This is a genomic window from Ktedonobacter robiniae (assembly GCF_016587375.1).
Classification (GTDB): domain Bacteria; phylum Chloroflexota; class Ktedonobacteria; order Ktedonobacterales; family Ktedonobacteraceae; genus Ktedonobacter; species Ktedonobacter robiniae.
Genome location: NZ_BNJG01000001.1, coordinates 1906447 through 1922461, shown reverse-complemented (window position 1 = coordinate 1922461; position 16015 = coordinate 1906447). Strand labels below are relative to the sequence as shown.

The following is a 16015-nucleotide window of genomic DNA, read 5'->3' as shown; positions in this document are numbered from 1 at the left end:
CCATTCTGTTTAGGACTTTCCCCATTAATTTCTGCTGGCTGTTCGTGTAGGTAATGCTTCTTTGTGTGCCAATGGCGTTTCTCGTGCCATGGGAAGCACAAGTGTGGCTGTTGTTCCTTGCCCGGGTATGCTGACCAGTGTCAGTTGTCCACCATGTTCTACCGTGATACTGCGAGCGATGGATAGCCCCAGGCCCGTGCCTCCAGCTTGTCGCGAGCGAGCTTTATCTACACGATAGAAGCGCTCGCCCAGATGGGGCAAATGCTCTGTTGAGACTCCGATGCCTGTATCGTGTACTTTCAGGTGTACTGCCTCATGTTGTATAGATGTGCTTACACATATTTTTCCATTTGGCTTATTGTATTTTACTGCATTGTCCAATAATGCCAATATTGCCTGCTCTAGCAAATTTGAGTCGCCTATGATATGAATATTGTTGGTTAACTGCTCTTCCAGTGTGATGTCGCGTTGTTCAGCGAAGGCATGTATGCGCTGCATGACTCGTCGTGTGAGAGCGGCGATATCTATAACTTCGTGCTCTCGGTGAGACTGGTGGCTATCCAGTCGAGCGAGGGTGAGCATATTGGTGGTGATCGTGGTCATGTGATGTGTTTCAGCAAGAATATCTTCCAGTATGGAGATGTCTTCTTGCTGCATATGCGTTCGTCCTCGTAACAACACTTCAGCGTCAGCGCGTAAAAGTGTTAGTGGCGTACGTAATTCGTGCGATGCATCGGCCAGGAAGCGTTGTTGATTAGACCATGCCAGACGCGCAGGTATTAAGGCACGATTAGCAAGAAACAATCCACCCAGTCCAGCGCAGAGAAGTGCTCCCCCTCCGATGCCCAGTAACAAGTTGAGCAGTGGGGAGAGCGCGTCTGCCTGAGCTTTGATGCTTCTGCCTGTAACTATTATCCCAATATATCCATTTCCTTGCGGATCTTGCACTACCAGGGCGTAGCGGTATATTGGCCCTATTGATCCGCCTGCATCGACAGTGCCCTCTGCACACCCATAGGTCAAAGCTGATGCTACTAGATTATTGGAGAGAAACGCAGCAGGGTACTGACTGGCATTTTGGGGTAGAAGCAAAGACCCATTTGTGTCGAAGCAGACGGCGAGGTTGGGCTGAGGAAAAACTTGACCGGGGCCAGTTAAAGGATTGATGTTTGAAACTGGAGGTTGGCAGAAGTCAGGGATAGATAGTTGCTTGAGCCATTGATATGTGTATGCCTGGGTACGTTTCTGCACATCGGACTGAATTGGATTCAGGAGAGCATATTGAGTGCCGAAGTAGAGGGAAACGCCGAAAAGGATGAAGGACGCTCCTAGAACGCCACAGTATCAGAGAGTTAAATGATTGCGTAGCGTCTGAAAGAGCACTGTTCCAGGCTCATAGTATCCATTGCTATGTTTTCTTTTGCATATTTGCCAGAGTAGTTTTCTCATCTTTTACCTGCTTCTCGTCATTGAGGACTGAGCTTCAATTTTGTAGCCCACACCACGTACCGTTCTGATTAGGGGGTATGAGAAAGGCTGATCGATCTTATCACGTAGGTAATGAATGTAAATATCAACAACATTGGAGAGCGCTTCCATATTATAGCGCCAGACTGCATCGACGATTTGTGTGCGGGTCAATGCCTGACCAGGATGACGCATAAGATATTCTAATAAAGCAAATTCTTTGGCTGTAAGATCAATAACTCGCCCACCACAAGCTGAAATGTATCGTCGAAACGACGATCACGGCGACGTAGTAACGCATTCATGCGCGCTAGCAGTTCTTCCATGGCAAAAGGTTTAGTAAGGTAATCATCGGCTCCCACATTTAAACCCGTTACTCTATCCTCCACTGTGCCACGAGCAGTGAGCATCAATACTGGTGTCATAACACGCTCATCTCGTATTTGCCGACAAATCTCAAATCCACTGAGACCTGGCAGCATACGATCCAGAATGATGACATCATAACCATCGCTTAATGCCAGATCCAGACCAGACGGCCCATCGTGAGCCATATCTACCATGTGCCTCTCTTCCAACAAGACACGCCGCAGGAGATATGCCAGGCGCTGTTCATCTTCGACAATGAGTATATGCATGATTATGTTTCCTTGTAATGGGTAATCTCAACCATTTATCTGTACAGTTTTCTCCTTCAGAAGGATACATCAGAAAAATTGGAAATAGATGGGAAGAAGCTAGATGAGGTTCAAGCTGAGGGCGGAGTCTGTTGATGAGAATTTTTACATCTTTTTCCAATATATTTTCCATCAACCTTTGTTACTTTGATCTGCGGGTGGTGATGTAATCACCTGTGAGCTTCTCATGTTTGTGAAAGGCTACATAAAACGAGGTGTTGGCCAACAAACTTGTTTCAGAAAGGAATGTTCTTTATGCTTACGGGGTCCGTAATTTCAGAAAAAAATCCAGAAATATCAGATGCAAGGCCGCCGTTGGCGTTCTGGCAACGGAAGATATGGAAATATATAGCCCTGGCTGCTATTCTGTTGCTCTCCATTTTCTCAACTTTTACCAATTGGGGCGAGCGGATTTCCTAATCTTTATTATGCCTCAGCTATTAAAAGTATGTTGGATAGCTGGCATAATTTTTTCTTTGTTTCTTTTGATCCGGGTGGCTTTGTCACGCTGGATAAACCTCCATTGGGCTTCTGGTTGCAAGCTGCCAGTGCCAAGCTGTTCGGCTTTTCGCCCTTTAGCATTCTTTTGCCTCAGGCATTGGCGGGTGTTCTGGCGGTGGTTGTGCTCTACTGGCTGGTGCGGCGTCACTTTGGTGAGGTTGCGGCCTTGCTGGCGGCATTGGCTCTGGCCATCAGTCCCATCAGTGTGGTAACGGATCGCAATAACACCGTTGATGGCATGCTCATCCTGGTGATATTGCTGGGGGCCTGGGCGGTGATGCGTGCGGCAGAGACGGGCAAATTACGCTGGTTGCTGCTGTGCTCTGTGTGTATCGGCCTTGGTTTTAATATCAAGATGATGCAAGCCTATCTGGTCGTACCTGCCTATGGCTTGCTGTACCTTCTGGCGGCACCAAAACGCATCTGGGTGCGTCTGCTACATCTGGGGTTAGCGGCATTACTGATGCTGACTATCTCGCTTTCCTGGATGGTAGTGGTGGATCAGACCCCTACCTCGCAGCGCCCCTATGTGGGTTCTACACAGGATAACTCTGAATTCAGTCTGGCTCTGGGCTACAATGGCATTCAGCGCTTACTGGGTCTGAATAAGGCTAATCTTGGTGGCGGGGGGCAAACAAGGGAGGCGGCGGAGATATTGTGCCTACTGGCCAGGATGTGCATGTCAAGGGATCTCCGGGTGGTGGTGGCCTGGCTAGCCCGAATGATTTTGTGGCGTTACGACTGTTTAACGAGCCGCTTGGTGGGCAAATTGTCTGGTTATTGCCTTTTGCGCTGCTGGCTATCCTGGCTCTGGCGTGGCAGGGCCGCCCACGCTTCCGTGAGAATCGCGAGTTGCATTCGCTGATTGTCTGGGGCATGTGGCTGTTGACGATGGCCATTTTCTTTAGCATGGCGAACTTTATCCATCAATATTACCTCTCTACCATGGCGCCCGCAATCTGTGCTCTCTTTGGTATCGGGGCCGTGGTGATGTGGCGAGACTATCGGCAGTCTGGTTGGCGTGGCTGGCTGTTGCCAGTGGCAATTCTCCTGACAGCTCTGGAGCAGATTCATATCCTCCTGAGTAATCCCGGCTGGGGAAGCTGGATGCTCCCCATTATTGCAGGCGTGTGTACTCTGGCTGCCGTGATATTATTCATTGCTCGCCTGCTTCCATATATTCAGCGAAGGCGTCTGGGGAAGGAGGAAGGGAAACCTCCTACTGGCCTTTCGCGTGTGCGCTTCAATGGTCGCATACAGATTGCTTGTATAAGCGGAGGATTGATAGCATTACTGCTTGTTTCGGCGGTGTGGTCAGCGACGCCCGTTCTGGCTGGTACCTCACTAGAATTACCAGTTGCTGGACCCAATCAGAGGGGCAATGATGGAAGTATTGAAACCGATCTTTGAAAGTATAGCGAATTCTTGACAATCATTGAGTAGCATAGTATGATTTGAGCATGAAACTCAGTGATTACGCGAAACAACAAGGGGTCCGCTATGAGACAGCCTGGCGTTGGTTCCGGGACGGGAAAATCCAGGGGCGGCGCGTAGGGGCTCACACGATTCTCATCGACGAGCCAACCAGGGTGTCAGTCCCCTCATCGAAGCCTCAAACCGTGGTCTACACGCGGGTGTCTTCCGCAGAAAACAAGACCAACCTGGACAGTCAAGCTGAGCGGTTGGTTGCCTACTGCGCTGCCCGTGGCTATCAAGTGGGCAAAGTTGTCAAGGAAATTGGCTCTGGCGTCAATGACAATCGGCCGAAGTTTCTGGCTCTCTTGGCCGATCCAAGTGTGGGCCGTATCGTCATTGAACACAAGGACCGGGGTACCCGCTTCGGGTTCCGTTACATCGAGACCCTGCTTCAAACCTATGGGCGTGAGATCGAGGTCGTCAATCAGGCCGACAATGGCACAGAAGACCTGCTCTCAGACCTCACCAGCATCGTGTACTCGTTCTGCGCCCGGCTCTATGGGCAACGGCGTGCCAAACGCAAAACAGAGCGTCTTGTGCAGGAATTGGAGGCCGACCGTGCACCTGGTTGAAAAGCACATCATTCTTCGGAGTGATCCACGCTATGCCACGCTTGACGCGGCCTGTTTTGCTTCCAAAAATCTCTACAATACGGCGCTGTATGAGATCCGTCAGGCCTTCATCTTTGAGGGAAAACACCTCAACTACAATGAAATGGATCGGCGGATGCAGTCGCATGAAGCGTACAAAGCACTGCCTGCGAAAGTGGCCCAACAGGTATTGCTGCTGCTCGAACGCAACTGGAAATCCTTCTTTGAAGCGCTCGATGCCTACAAGCGCGATCCCTCAAAATTTCGCCGACGCCCCCAATTCCCCAAATACAAGCACAAAACGACAGGCCGCAACGTACTCATCTACACGATGCAGGCCGTAAGCCGCAGCAAACGGACCCTTGGACGACACCTCATTCAGCCTTCGGGACTGGGCATCCAGATCAAAACCCAACAAGATCCCAAGGCGATCACTCAGGTCCGTGTGGTTCCCAAACACGGTTTTGTCGTCGTTGAGATCATTTATGAACAGGAGCCGAGCCGCTCCGCCGTCGATCCCGCGCTCATCGCTGGCATCGATCCTGGTCTGGAAAATCTGATCGCACTAACTTCAAATAAACCGGGTTTTGTCCCGGTCGTCGTTAACGGGCGCGGTCTGAAAAGTACGAATCAGTTCTACAACAAGCGGCGAGCAGAACTCCAACAAGCTCTTGGTCGTCCTGGAAACACCCGGCGCATGGAGCGCTTGACTCTCTGGCGCAATCGGCGGATTGAGCATGATCTGCACACCATCTCGCGTTTTGTGATTGATGTGCTGGTGGCTGAGGGGATCGGAACGCTCGTGATTGGTCGCAACGTGGGCTGGAAACAGGAGATCAACCTGGGGAAACGGACAAATCAGAACTTTGTTCAGGTGCCTCATGCCCAGTTCATCCAGATGCTCACCTACAAAGCTGAGCAAAAAGGCATCCAGGTGATCCTCACCGAAGAAAGCTACACCAGCAAGGCCAGTTTCCTGGATCGCGATCCTTTGCCGATCTACCAGCAAAGCCAGGAGCATGCGCCTGTTTTCAGCGGCAAACGGATCACACGGAGGCTCTATCGGGCATCCAATGGCCAACTCATTCACGCCGATTGCAACGGGTCCTATAACATCATCAGAAAAGCAGCTCCTGATGCCTTCGGGTCGGAGGGAGTAGAGGATGGGGAGCGCAGGGTTCATCTGCCGGTAGTCCATCCCGTGAGGCTGTCATTCCCTCACAAACCCGCTCGCGAGAAAATCCTGGCCTCTGTCAGGATTCGCTAGTCACGACGGAACTATTAATATTAATACTGCTTTGATCAACTACCTGCAAGCACACCAGGGGAATGCCAAGTACCTGGTTGCAGTTGTTGGCTCAAATGATGCGGACTCAATCATCCTGACAACCAATAAACCCGTTATGGCTCTGGGGGGGGTACTGGCAGTGATCCCATTCTGACCACCAGCCAGGTTGCGCAACTGGTTGCAGATGGGACTGTTCGTTACTTTATGCTTGGCGGAGGTGATGGAATCCAGAGATCGATAAGTAACTGGGTGACACAAAACTGTCGTCCTGTTTCCTCCAGCGAGTGGCAGGCCAACGCGACAGGAGACAATACTGATGACTCCAACCGTGATTCGAAGTTGTCTGATTGTCAACCCGTGTCCTGAGCGTGAGTAAGAGATAGATTCTCTTTGCACGATTTATGAGTCATCCCGAATTTTCGTAGAGAGAGGGAAAGCACAAAAAGAAGAGAAATTAGGCAAAAAGGGTCTCCTGCGCTACACTGTGAAAAACACAACAAACAGAGCGTCAGGAGGCTTTTTACATCGATGCACCCAAGTATGACATACTTCCGATTCTCCGTCCTTCCCCCGGAAGGACGAAGACCCTCTTTTCTTCCTGATACTTTAAGGGGATTCCAGAAAGTAGATCAGCTAGGCGTGTGCAATCGAAACACTCTCCTATAACCGGTTTGAACCTGGGCAGGCCTAAAGGCGGCTATCGTAAAAATGCAGCTGACTACTTGGAGGATTGGTACCAAGTTGCGTTCTTAAGAAAGGAAACAGAATGGAGGTTTAGATCGCAACTTGGTACCAATCCAATTATCTTAGGTGGCGGCCTCCCACTCTTTCAGGACATCGCTGCCTGGACGAGACTAAAACTGGCCGAAACCAAAGCATTCCAGAATGGGGTGGTTGGACTTCATTATCAAACAATCAGACAATAGCCAATGCCTGTGAGGGCATTTGAAAACACTTGCTTCTTTTGGGTAGATGCATCAATCATTTTTGATGACAAAATCAAAAGATGAGCGCGGGCGGATCTGGGTAAAATAATAATCTTCAGCAGCATCCCATAGCTGATGCCACCGATCCATGAAATCCTGGCCTTCGCGGACAAGTTGGCGCTGGCGGCGTATCTTGTCGTCAGCCTCAACAAGTACGGATAGGTCAACGAGATCAGCAAGCTCGGGTCGCGCGGAGTACGCGCCGTCCAGGAGCACCACCGGCGCAGGTTCGAGCTTGACGGTCTCGTCTTTCCAACCGATCCAGCCAATTGTGGGCTCGAAATCAAGTGGATGCCAGAAAGCCGTCTCATTAGCCAGCAACGGCTCCAGGACCTGGGCGCGCATACGCTGCCAGTCAATAACCTTGTCTACTTTCTCCCTGACACTGCATCCATCCCAAACATCGTCATTGCCACCAGCATAAAAGTCGTCCCCCACGACAATGATGCCCTCAACACGACTCGCTATCGCCTGCGCGATCGTCGATTTACCCGTACCGCTACGACCATCGAGCGCTACCAATAACGGTTGCTTATGCTGCAGCAGCCTGTTAATCTCAAAAACAACTTTATCCATCGCGATTTTTAGATCACCTTCGTTATTGTTTAGGAATCCCAATATTTTTATGCCCCGTTTTCCCTACCGTTAGTAACAACGCGCTTCCCCTGACCTCGATACTCCTTCCGGAAAGAAGTCGATTCCCGATACTGCATCTCCTCTGCTCATCAACTAGTTGACTGAAGTATAAAAGAGACGACGTGAGGATCGATTCTTAGAAGGCAACTTGGTATGAGGATATAGGCGGCTTTAGAAACTTTCTAAAATTCTAAAGTGGTGTACTGAAGACATTCTGTTATGTGAAAAAAAGGCCGTTTTGAGTGGTTTTCTGTCTCTGGCGGAAAGTTGCTTAAAGCGGCTTTTAGTGCGGTGTGAAATGTGTGAGGAGGAAACTGGAGCCGGCGAAGGGATTCGAACCCCCGGCCAGCTGTTTACAAAACAGCTGCTCTACCCCTGAGCTACGCCGGCTTACTAGACCTGTAGAGGATTATACCGATATCTGCTTCCAATGTCAAGGGTTGCGTTAAGGCTTTTTAGGGTGGTTTTTAAGAGAGTTCTAAAGCTTGGCGCGAAACGAAATCCCAGCCTTTGGCGTGTTCTTAATATCACAGACGAATGTATGAGCTTGATTGTGTGCATACTGTGTGCAAACGTGAGGAGGGAATGCATGCAATATATAACTGAGAGCATGACTGAGAGCGCGCAGGGGCAGATGTGGCAAAGCGAGCTTTCAACTGAGGCGCTCGCGGAGGTTGCCCCCCAGAGCGCGGAAGATAAAACCATTCTGATAGTTGAAGATGATGACTATATCGGTTCGATGCTGGTTGAGGCCCTGCACCAGGAGACTCCCTATCGCCCGTTACTGGTCAATGACGGTATGCAGGCGCTGACCCTGGTCAAACAGGTAAAGCCCTGTCTGATCATTACCGATTATCGTCTTCCACTGATGAATGGAATTGAACTCTATGATCGTCTCCACGCCCTAAATGAGCTAGCCGGGACGCCCACAATTATGATGAGTGCGTACCTGCCACCCCAGGAAGAGGTGCGGAAACGCAATCTCGTGGCCTTGAACAAGCCTTTTGAGCTGGATGAATTACTAGATAAGGTCGACTCACTACTACAATGCTAGTGAATATTCCTGGTGGATATGCCCGAAGATGAGAGCAACCGAACTCGCGTGTTGCTCTCATCTCTTTGTGCCAGGCAGGGACCCTGATCACCAACTATATCCCCTCTTCGTTCTCGGCAAAGGGTTCGTCCTGCCGTCTGAGGATGTGCGCGATATCGTCCATCAGGCCAACACCAATGTTATCCCAGAGCAGCAGGAAGTAGAGACTGCGCAGAAAGCTTTTGGTGTTGTTGGCGCGACGCCATGAGCGTATATCCGTTTCCCGCTGGACGTAGCAGCTTTTGAGCCAGCTATGCAGAAACTCTGAGTCCACCTGTTTCCCCAGAATGATATGGTGCGCGACTGTTGCCAGGCGTACATCTTCTTCATAGAAGAGAGGAACCGAGGTTTTGCTAAGCTGGCTAAGCAGCTTGAGCACATCTTTACGGTCATCGCTGGTTGCATGAGGATGCTGCGCGTAGGTGTCAAGTGCCTCGGCCAGGTGAGCCATGCTGTGTGCCCAACCCTTGCCCTCAATATAGCCACGCCAGTCTTTCTCCTCACGCACATAACGCACTAGCGCATCCTTCACACGGCCAATGCTCTCACGTGAGAGACTGGGCCGCGAGGCATCTGTATAGAGGATAGCCGCGATGATGAGGTTCGAGAAGCTGCGCATCAGGATGCTGTCGTTGTTCACCTCTCCAATATGGTAGAAGAGATGCTCATCGTTTAGAACACTTATGAGAAGCTGCTTAAGCTGTTCTGACTCTAGCTTCCCCGGCTCCAGGATGCCACGCGCCAGGATCATATAGCTCAGGTCATCACGCAGCTCTTCATCGCTCGACCCCAGATTTACTAATAACTTTTGCGCAAATTCAAGGCTATCAAGCGCCTCTGGTATAGCATAATTTTGCTCAACAATAGAGCGTAAAGCCTCTTTGTTCTCTGCCAGATTATCTGTTGCTTCCATCGCTTTTCCCGTTCTAGTACCAGTAAAAGTTCAGGTATGTCTACTACTCAATCCTTGAGTTCATTGTACACGGTCGTATCGTGCCTCCTCATTTTTCTCATTGATAGGATGGTGCAGTAGCCGCGTACGCCAGTAGCGGGCTACTACTGGCGTTCCCACGCTTCGCGGCGATGCCAGTCGGTTAGTTGCTGATAGGCATGGGCGATACGCAATACCGTGGCCTCTTCAAAGGGTTTGCCCGCGATTTGTAAGCCGATTGGGAGGTGCTCAGACGTGAAGCCACAGGGGAACGAGACCGCTGGAAAGCCGACGAGGTTGAAGGGCATAGTCATGCGGAGCATGGCATCGGTCGCGTTCTCCTGCACGCCATTAATAGTAACCTCCTGCCCCATCTGCTCAGCGGGAATCGCTCCCATGGCCTGGGTGGGTAGCACAAAGGCATCGACGGTTCGTAAGATGCTTCGTAACTGGCTTGTGAAGGCGCGCCGTTCCTGTTGCGCCTTGAGATACTCCACGGCGGGAATCTCCTGTCCCTCGCGTAGCCGTGTGCGAACCAACTCGGTATACAGATCACCCCGGTGAGGAAACCAGCCTTGCTGCATATGCGCCAGGGACGCCTCTGGTTTCTGCACCATTCTATATGTTGTCATTGTAGGACGGGGTAGTTCGACATTGACAAGCTCGGCTCCGTTTTCCTCCAGTACGTGCAACGCGCCGCGCCAGGCCATATGGATCTCGGGATCAAGCGGCGCGACAAAGTCTTCCTGGGGCACACCGAGTCTTAACCCTTGTAGCGAGAGCGGCCCGCGCCCCTCCGCGCCCTCAATCAGGGTCGCCGTCGAGCGGCTGGGCGAACTGGGAGGCCCCGAGACGCTATTGGGATCGCGTGGGTCATACTTGGCAATAGCATCAAAGATGAATGCGCAATCCTCGGCGCTCCGCGCGATAGGCCCGACATGGTCCAGCGACCAGCTCAAAGGAAGCACACCATGACAGCTAACGCGTCCATAGGTTGGCTTCAGACCGGTAACACCACACAGCGCGGAGGGGATACGAATGGAGCCGCCCGTATCGGTGCCAATGGCGCCTAGTACCATGCCTGCCGCGACCGCCGCCGCCGAGCCGCCACTGGAGCCACCCGTCGTGCGCGTCAGGTCCCAGGGATTGCGCGTGGGAGGCGAGTAGGGGCCATAGGCGAATTCATACGTATTGGTCTTACCAATAAGAATAGCCCCACTCTTACGCAGAAGCTCGATTACGGTGGCATCTTCCTCAGAAACATGCTCCGCCAGGACCTGCGAGCTGCCTGTTGTGCGCACTCCCTTGACCGCGATGAGGTCCTTAATGGCGATGGGAATGCCATGTAAGGGACCACGCTTGAGACCTGTGCGTAGCTCGCGCTCGGCCTGCTCGGCCTGTGCCATGGCTTCCTCACGCATCACCGTCACAAAGGCCTTCACCTCAGTGTCGCGCTCCTCGATCAGGTTGAGGGTCTCCTCCACCAGCTCCGTGGGCATAATAATGCCTGCCTGTAACTCCTCGGCCACTTCACGTATGGACAAATAGCTCATGCAAAATATCCTCTTCCGCAAAAAATGCGATGCATCTCCTAATTTCTACACTGCCGAATGCGTCTTCTGGCTTCATTGCCCTTTATTGTATCAGGTTGAGGAGGAAAATATGTAGGGACAGTAAACGCGAACCGAGCTGTTCGCGTTTACTGTCCCTACATACCTATGAATGAAACTGTAATTAGGGCCTGTTAGTTGCTCTCTCCATTCAGCACAATAGTCGTGAGTGAGTAGGGAGGCAGGGTCTGTGTGGAGAGGGCCTTGCCGGAGATATGCTGCACCGTTATGGCGCTACTATTCTGGCCGTAGAAGTAGACGGTGGCGCTAGCCTGTTGGTCGCCGCAACCACCTGCCAGCTTGAGCTGATAGCTTTGTTGCGGATCTTTATTGATCAGGAGTAGGGCCAGTTTGCCATTATATTGACGCACAGCATGGACCTCTATGAGACCCTGGTCCGTTGAAGATGCTACCATGCTGCCGTCCCCATCAATGAAGTGATGGAGCATTTGCAGACTATAGTAGGTGGGGAATGGGGTATTCGCTGGCGGCTCGCTATCGCCAGTGGAGAGCAGTCCATAGTCTCCATACTGATTGCTGCCATAGAGTGTCGGATCGTTATTCCCCCAGGTCACGATGCCGTTATGGATATCCCACCAGTCAACGTTCTGCACGCCGCTCTCCAGCCAGTTCATATAGGTCGAGGCCAGGAAGAGGGCATTAACCAGATTGGTCGTCTGTTTGCCTGGATTGTATGAGACCGAGTTGGTTTCGGTAATCATGATGGGTACATGCTTGCCCGGGCTATACTGTTGCAGCTCTGTCTTGAGTGTGGCGACCTTGCCAGGTAGGGCCGAGGTGCTGGCGAGCAGACCCGCATCTGACTCGTTGCCGGGATTCTGTGCGTACCAGTGGACATCGGCGAAGTCGACATGCTTGCCCAGGATGGAGAGGACGGTGTTATTCCAGTCGGTGCTCAAGCCAGGTGCGGTCACGCTATCAGGCCAGTCGCCGGGCGAAGTCAGTACAATTCCGATCTTGATGGAGGGGTCGACCGCTTTCATGGCCTGGATGAATTGGAGGGCATTATTGGCATAGGCAACCGGCCCCTTCTCGTGGAGATCGTACTCCCAGTTCGCGCCAAAGGTGCCATTGCCATAGAGCTCGTTGCCGATTTCCCAGTACTTGATACCATAGGTATGACCGGTGCTACTCCTCCCGGTATATGTCGGGACAGGCCCGGTATAGCCCGCGCCTCCTTTATTGGCATACTGTACCCAGGAGGCGGCCTCCTGCGGCGTGCCAGCACCATAGTCAACCGTGATCATTGGCTGCGCGCCAGTCGCTTGCGCCACCTTCATGAAGGCGTCAAACGTATTGTTTGGATTCGCATAACCCTGATTTGGCTCTGTTGTATTGGACTGCCAATGATACACATCCGAGGTCGAGCCACCAGGATAACGGATCACTTTGACGCCTGCGTTGTGGAGGAGATCCGGAACGCCCTGGTCGAGTAGGTGACCATCCCAGACGGCGGCATTGGTTCCCAGCGCTGTTTCGGGAATGGTTGCTAGCGTATGATGTGTATCAACGGTGACTTGCACTGTGGGAGTATCCGCAGCGGCTGCGCTGAGCGGATATGCACACAGCATGACAAACGTTGCGATTAGGGCCAGCATCATTGGCAGCGTGGACCTGCCTCTGCCATGGCGCGGTGGCAAGCTAAATACTTTTCGCATCATGCTCCTTACTTGCTCTCATAAACTATTCGCACCCCTCGGTGGGCGCCTAATCTCTCTGAATGAATGACTTTGCTGGTAAATTTAATCAGGTTACTCGAATATGCTACCGCTAAAGCTGGCCCCTACCGACTTGGGAAGCTGTTCCGTGTAGTGATCAGCTCTGCAAGCTCGGTAACTCGTCCGGACGAAATTTCCAGCAAAATCAGTGAACGTGGGGCCGCAATTGAAGGAAAGTCTCTACGTACCAAGCATATACATAGATTTTTCTCTATGCAATGCCATAAGCATTCAGTTTTTATTCAGTTTTCAAGGAAGCAGGGGGAATTCTTGGTGGAATGATTGTCTCCCCTGTAGGCTTTATGGTAATCTCTACAAGGTTTCAGACCGGGACATGACCCGGTTTCCTCCACACTAAACTCTTCTTGTATAGAGGCGATTGGCGCGGCTCGACCAATCGATCTCATAGGTACGTTTTCGAGCGAGCAAATGGAGCTTCTAGACCATGCCTTACGAAATGGGCGAATATTATGAGCGGGTCAGCGATTATGACCTGGAGTATCAAAGCCAGTCTGAGCAGGATGTGCCCTTCTGGCAGGAATTGGTGGTGCGTTATACCCCTCAGCATGTGCTTGAACTGGCCTGTGGTAGTGGGCGCATCGGCTTAGAGTTATTAAAGGTCCCCGGCGCCTTCCACCTGGACGGCCTGGACCTCGAGCCTGGCATGCTCAAGGCCTACCAGCGCAAGCTTGGCGAACTACCCGAAGCCACGCAGCAGCGCGTGAGCCTGCATCAGGGCGATATGTGCGACTACGACCTGCCAGCCAGGGGAACCTATGACCTTATCTTTCTCCCCTTCAACTCGATCTCGCACCTGTACGAAATCGAGCAGCAGTTCGCGGCCTTCTCGAAAACGCTGGAACACCTGGCCCCCGGCGGGCGCTTTGTCGTCGATGTCTTCCTGCCCGACATCGATTATCTGAGCGATGCCCTCAATCGCCCTTCGACCGTCTATCTAGAGGACGAGTTGGAATCGCCCGATGGCGACTTCACGATGATGCTCTATACGACGCGTAAGTATGACGCCTTTGAGCAGGTGCAGCACCTCACCTGGACGCATGAGAAGTTCTTTGAAACGGGTGAGAACGAGCGCTATCTGACGCGCCTGGATATGCATGTCTTCTTCCCCCGCGAGCTCCAACTCCTCTTCCTGGCAACTGGTTTCTCGATTGAGTCCATCTACGGTGGCTATGACTGGAAGCCCTTTGGTAAGGGCACACGCCAGATTGTGGTTGGACGCAAGCGCCGCTAATAAGAAGTCAATGGTAATGATATGATGGGGTTGTCAGTTTTGACTGGCAACCCCATCATTTTGCCATGCAGAAGGAGATGCAAACGTGGAGACGCAGGCTATATATCATACCGATGCGTATGTAAAAGAGTTTGATGCGACGGTGCTTGTCGTGGAGGGGAACGCTGTCGCTTTGGATACTACCGCCTTTTACCCTGGTGGTGGTGGGCAACCGCACGATCTGGGAACACTCAGCCAGGATGGGCAAACCTGGCAGGTGACGAAGGTCTCGAAGGATGAGCGCTATGTCTGGCACCAGGTCGAGGGCGAGCCACCCGCCGTTGGGAGCCGGGTCCACGGCGTGCTGGACTGGGAGCGTCGCTATGCACTCATGCGCACGCATACCGCCATGCACATCCTCTGTGGGGTGGTCTGGCGCGATTATGGCGCGAAGGTGACGGGCGGCAATATGGAGCCTCTGCGTGGGCGCATGGATTTTGAGTTTGAGAACCTGAAAGCCGAGCTGGTGCAGGAGATTGAGCAGCGTATCAACGCCGAGATCGCCGAGGCCCGCTCGACCAGAGTCTATTTCCTGCCGCGCACCGAGGCCGACCAGAATCCCGACCTCATTCGCACCAAGGTCAGCCTCCTCCCGGCTGCTATGACCACAGTGCGCGTCCTTGAGATTGAGGGCCTGGATATCCAGGCCGATGGCGGCACCCACGTTGCCAATACCCACGAGGTCGAGCGCATTCGCGTGGTGAATTATAAGAGCAAGGGCAAGATCAATAAACGCCTGGAGATCGCCGTCGAAGCACGCTAGAAACGAATCAGAGAGTGAGGGGTTCAGTTTGCGAGCGCTTGCGCTCGCAAACTGCACCCCTCACTCTCTGATTCACCAGTTGACGCTTTGTGGCCTGAGTGCTAAAATATTTCCTAGTGATTAGGTCGGATTAATTTCGTGTAGTGCTCATTGCTCATCTGACGTGTGTATCCTCTGGCGGTATTTCCTGGCTGGGCGCGTTCATCAGCGCCAGGGCTATGCTCAAGTGTATTCCAGTTGCTGGCAGATGCATCGAGTCGTGAGCATAGAGCGAAAAGGACGTCAGAGCAAGGAAAAAGGGAGAGACCACAATGTTACGGGTATCTACTAAAGGCGAGTATGGTGTACGCATTATGGTCGACCTGGCTCGTCATTACGGTGGCCGTCCCCGTTCGCTCACAGATATTTCGCAAGCTGAGACGTTGCCACTGGCGTACTTAGAGCAGCTTGTCAAGCTCTTGCGCGATGCCGACCCGCCACTAGTGAGTAGTACGCGTGGCGCGCATGGAGGCTATCGCCTGAGCCGAGATCCCAATGAGATCTCGATGGGCGAGATTGTGCGTGTGCTGGAAGGCCCGATCTCACCTATGATCTGTGCGACCGAGGGGGAGATGAGCCAGGTCTGCGGTTTTATGGATTCCTGTAAGACCAAGTACCTCTGGGCGCGCGTTCGTGACGCGGTCGCTCAGACGCTTGACTCGATTACCCTGGCTGAACTGGTGGCTCAAACGACCGAGCCTACGGGTCAGACAGGCCAGTTTATTGCCCTGACGGATATTCACGTCGGTATCGGTGCCAATATGGCATCGCCTCACGAGTTGTTGACCGCCGAATAGCCGCTTGCCACCACAGGTCACGTTTTTTTCCTTGTATGCCGATAGTTATCAAAGGTAGGAGAGCGTGGGAACGCTTTCCATACTTTGTGGCTGTATAGATCATCAACTTACACATTTTGCGCCGTGTTCAC

13 protein-coding genes, 1 tRNA gene and 2 pseudogenes are annotated in these 16015 nt (G+C 52.3%); 9 read left to right on the top strand and 7 right to left on the bottom strand.

The window, feature by feature from the left end:
* Nucleotides 1-24: 24 nt before the first annotated feature.
* Together JMJ04_RS08075 and JMJ04_RS08070 are read right to left on the bottom strand one after the other, a co-directional pair.
* Entirely contained in the window at nucleotides 25-1092 is a 1068-nt protein-coding gene (locus tag JMJ04_RS08075) for a sensor histidine kinase (RefSeq protein WP_201370007.1), read from the bottom strand.
* A gap of 360 nt (nucleotides 1093-1452) precedes the next feature.
* Nucleotides 1453-2105 (bottom strand): annotated as a pseudogene (locus JMJ04_RS08070) (response regulator transcription factor).
* Nucleotides 2106-2592: 487 nt separating this feature from the next.
* Between JMJ04_RS08070 and JMJ04_RS08065 the strand changes: the two are divergent.
* The 5 genes and pseudogenes from JMJ04_RS08065 to JMJ04_RS49450 all read left to right on the top strand — a co-directional run bounded on the left by JMJ04_RS08065 (nucleotide 2593) and on the right by JMJ04_RS49450 (nucleotide 6365).
* Nucleotides 2593-3510, top strand: a complete 918-nt coding sequence (locus tag JMJ04_RS08065) for a glycosyltransferase family 39 protein (RefSeq protein ID WP_201370006.1) — start codon at nucleotides 2593-2595, stop codon at nucleotides 3508-3510.
* Nucleotides 3498-4055 carry a hypothetical protein gene (locus tag JMJ04_RS08060; protein ID WP_201370005.1) on the top strand — a complete coding sequence of 186 codons (558 nt, stop codon included), beginning with the start codon at nucleotides 3498-3500 and terminating at the stop codon, nucleotides 4053-4055. Before JMJ04_RS08065 ends, JMJ04_RS08060 begins: the two co-directional genes overlap by 13 nt.
* A 50-nt stretch (nucleotides 4056-4105) precedes the next feature.
* Nucleotides 4106-4693: an IS607 family transposase gene (locus JMJ04_RS08055; protein ID WP_201370004.1), complete on the top strand. Its 588-nt coding sequence runs from the start codon at nucleotides 4106-4108 to the stop codon at nucleotides 4691-4693.
* Nucleotides 4680-5978, top strand: a complete 1299-nt coding sequence (locus tag JMJ04_RS08050; protein ID WP_201369097.1) for an RNA-guided endonuclease InsQ/TnpB family protein — start codon at nucleotides 4680-4682, stop codon at nucleotides 5976-5978. Before JMJ04_RS08055 ends, JMJ04_RS08050 begins: the two co-directional genes overlap by 14 nt.
* A gap of 31 nt (nucleotides 5979-6009) precedes the next feature.
* Nucleotides 6010-6365, top strand: a pseudogene (locus JMJ04_RS49450) (mannosyltransferase YkcB-related protein).
* A 611-nt stretch (nucleotides 6366-6976) separates the two neighbouring features.
* Here JMJ04_RS49450 and JMJ04_RS08045 read toward each other — a convergent pair.
* Nucleotides 6977-7507, bottom strand: a complete 531-nt coding sequence (locus tag JMJ04_RS08045; protein WP_201370003.1) for a uridine kinase family protein — start codon at nucleotides 7505-7507, stop codon at nucleotides 6977-6979.
* Between the two features lie 429 nt (nucleotides 7508-7936).
* Nucleotides 7937-8011 (bottom strand) — tRNA-Thr (locus JMJ04_RS08040).
* Between the two features lie 199 nt (nucleotides 8012-8210).
* On the opposite strand from JMJ04_RS08040, the gene JMJ04_RS08035 reads away from it, so the two are divergent.
* Nucleotides 8211-8675, top strand: a complete 465-nt coding sequence (locus JMJ04_RS08035) for a response regulator (RefSeq protein ID WP_201370002.1) — start codon at nucleotides 8211-8213, stop codon at nucleotides 8673-8675.
* Nucleotides 8676-8769: 94 nt separating this feature from the next.
* On the opposite strand, the gene JMJ04_RS08030 is transcribed toward JMJ04_RS08035, so the two are convergent.
* The 3 genes from JMJ04_RS08030 to JMJ04_RS08020 all read right to left on the bottom strand — a co-directional run bounded on the left by JMJ04_RS08030 (nucleotide 8770) and on the right by JMJ04_RS08020 (nucleotide 12937).
* The gene (locus tag JMJ04_RS08030; protein WP_201370001.1) at nucleotides 8770-9627 is read right to left on the bottom strand and encodes a DUF2785 domain-containing protein; all 858 of its coding nucleotides are present in this window, start codon (nucleotides 9625-9627) and stop codon (nucleotides 8770-8772) included.
* Nucleotides 9628-9770: 143 nt separating this feature from the next.
* Nucleotides 9771-11198 carry an amidase gene (locus JMJ04_RS08025; RefSeq protein WP_201370000.1) on the bottom strand — a complete coding sequence of 476 codons (1428 nt, stop codon included), beginning with the start codon at nucleotides 11196-11198 and terminating at the stop codon, nucleotides 9771-9773.
* Between the two features lie 191 nt (nucleotides 11199-11389).
* The gene (locus JMJ04_RS08020) at nucleotides 11390-12937 is read right to left on the bottom strand and encodes a cellulose-binding protein (protein ID WP_236037957.1); all 1548 of its coding nucleotides are present in this window, start codon (nucleotides 12935-12937) and stop codon (nucleotides 11390-11392) included.
* 502 nt (nucleotides 12938-13439) lie between these two features.
* Between JMJ04_RS08020 and JMJ04_RS08015 the strand changes: the two genes are divergently transcribed.
* From JMJ04_RS08015 to JMJ04_RS08005, 3 genes are all read left to right on the top strand, one after another.
* Nucleotides 13440-14246 carry a class I SAM-dependent methyltransferase gene (locus JMJ04_RS08015; RefSeq protein ID WP_201369999.1) on the top strand — a complete coding sequence of 269 codons (807 nt, stop codon included), beginning with the start codon at nucleotides 13440-13442 and terminating at the stop codon, nucleotides 14244-14246.
* A gap of 85 nt (nucleotides 14247-14331) precedes the next feature.
* The gene (locus JMJ04_RS08010; RefSeq protein ID WP_201369998.1) at nucleotides 14332-15048 is read left to right on the top strand and encodes an alanyl-tRNA editing protein; all 717 of its coding nucleotides are present in this window, start codon (nucleotides 14332-14334) and stop codon (nucleotides 15046-15048) included.
* Nucleotides 15049-15359: 311 nt separating this feature from the next.
* Nucleotides 15360-15884, top strand: a complete 525-nt coding sequence (locus tag JMJ04_RS08005; RefSeq protein ID WP_201369997.1) for an RrF2 family transcriptional regulator — start codon at nucleotides 15360-15362, stop codon at nucleotides 15882-15884.
* Nucleotides 15885-16015 lie beyond the last annotated feature (131 nt).

Coding starts and splice junctions, on each gene's coding strand:
- JMJ04_RS08065 (WP_201370006.1), top strand. CDS start 2,593: ATGTTGGATAGCTGGCATAATTTTTTCTTTGTTTCTTTTGATCCGGGT.
- JMJ04_RS08055 (WP_201370004.1), top strand. CDS start 4,106: ATGAAACTCAGTGATTACGCGAAACAACAAGGGGTCCGCTATGAGACA.
- JMJ04_RS08035 (WP_201370002.1), top strand. CDS start 8,211: ATGCAATATATAACTGAGAGCATGACTGAGAGCGCGCAGGGGCAGATG.
- JMJ04_RS08030 (WP_201370001.1), bottom strand. CDS start 9,627: ATGGAAGCAACAGATAATCTGGCAGAGAACAAAGAGGCTTTACGCTCT.
- JMJ04_RS08025 (WP_201370000.1), bottom strand. CDS start 11,198: ATGAGCTATTTGTCCATACGTGAAGTGGCCGAGGAGTTACAGGCAGGC.
- JMJ04_RS08020 (WP_236037957.1), bottom strand. CDS start 12,937: ATGATGCGAAAAGTATTTAGCTTGCCACCGCGCCATGGCAGAGGCAGG.
- JMJ04_RS08015 (WP_201369999.1), top strand. CDS start 13,440: ATGCCTTACGAAATGGGCGAATATTATGAGCGGGTCAGCGATTATGAC.
- JMJ04_RS08005 (WP_201369997.1), top strand. CDS start 15,360: ATGTTACGGGTATCTACTAAAGGCGAGTATGGTGTACGCATTATGGTC.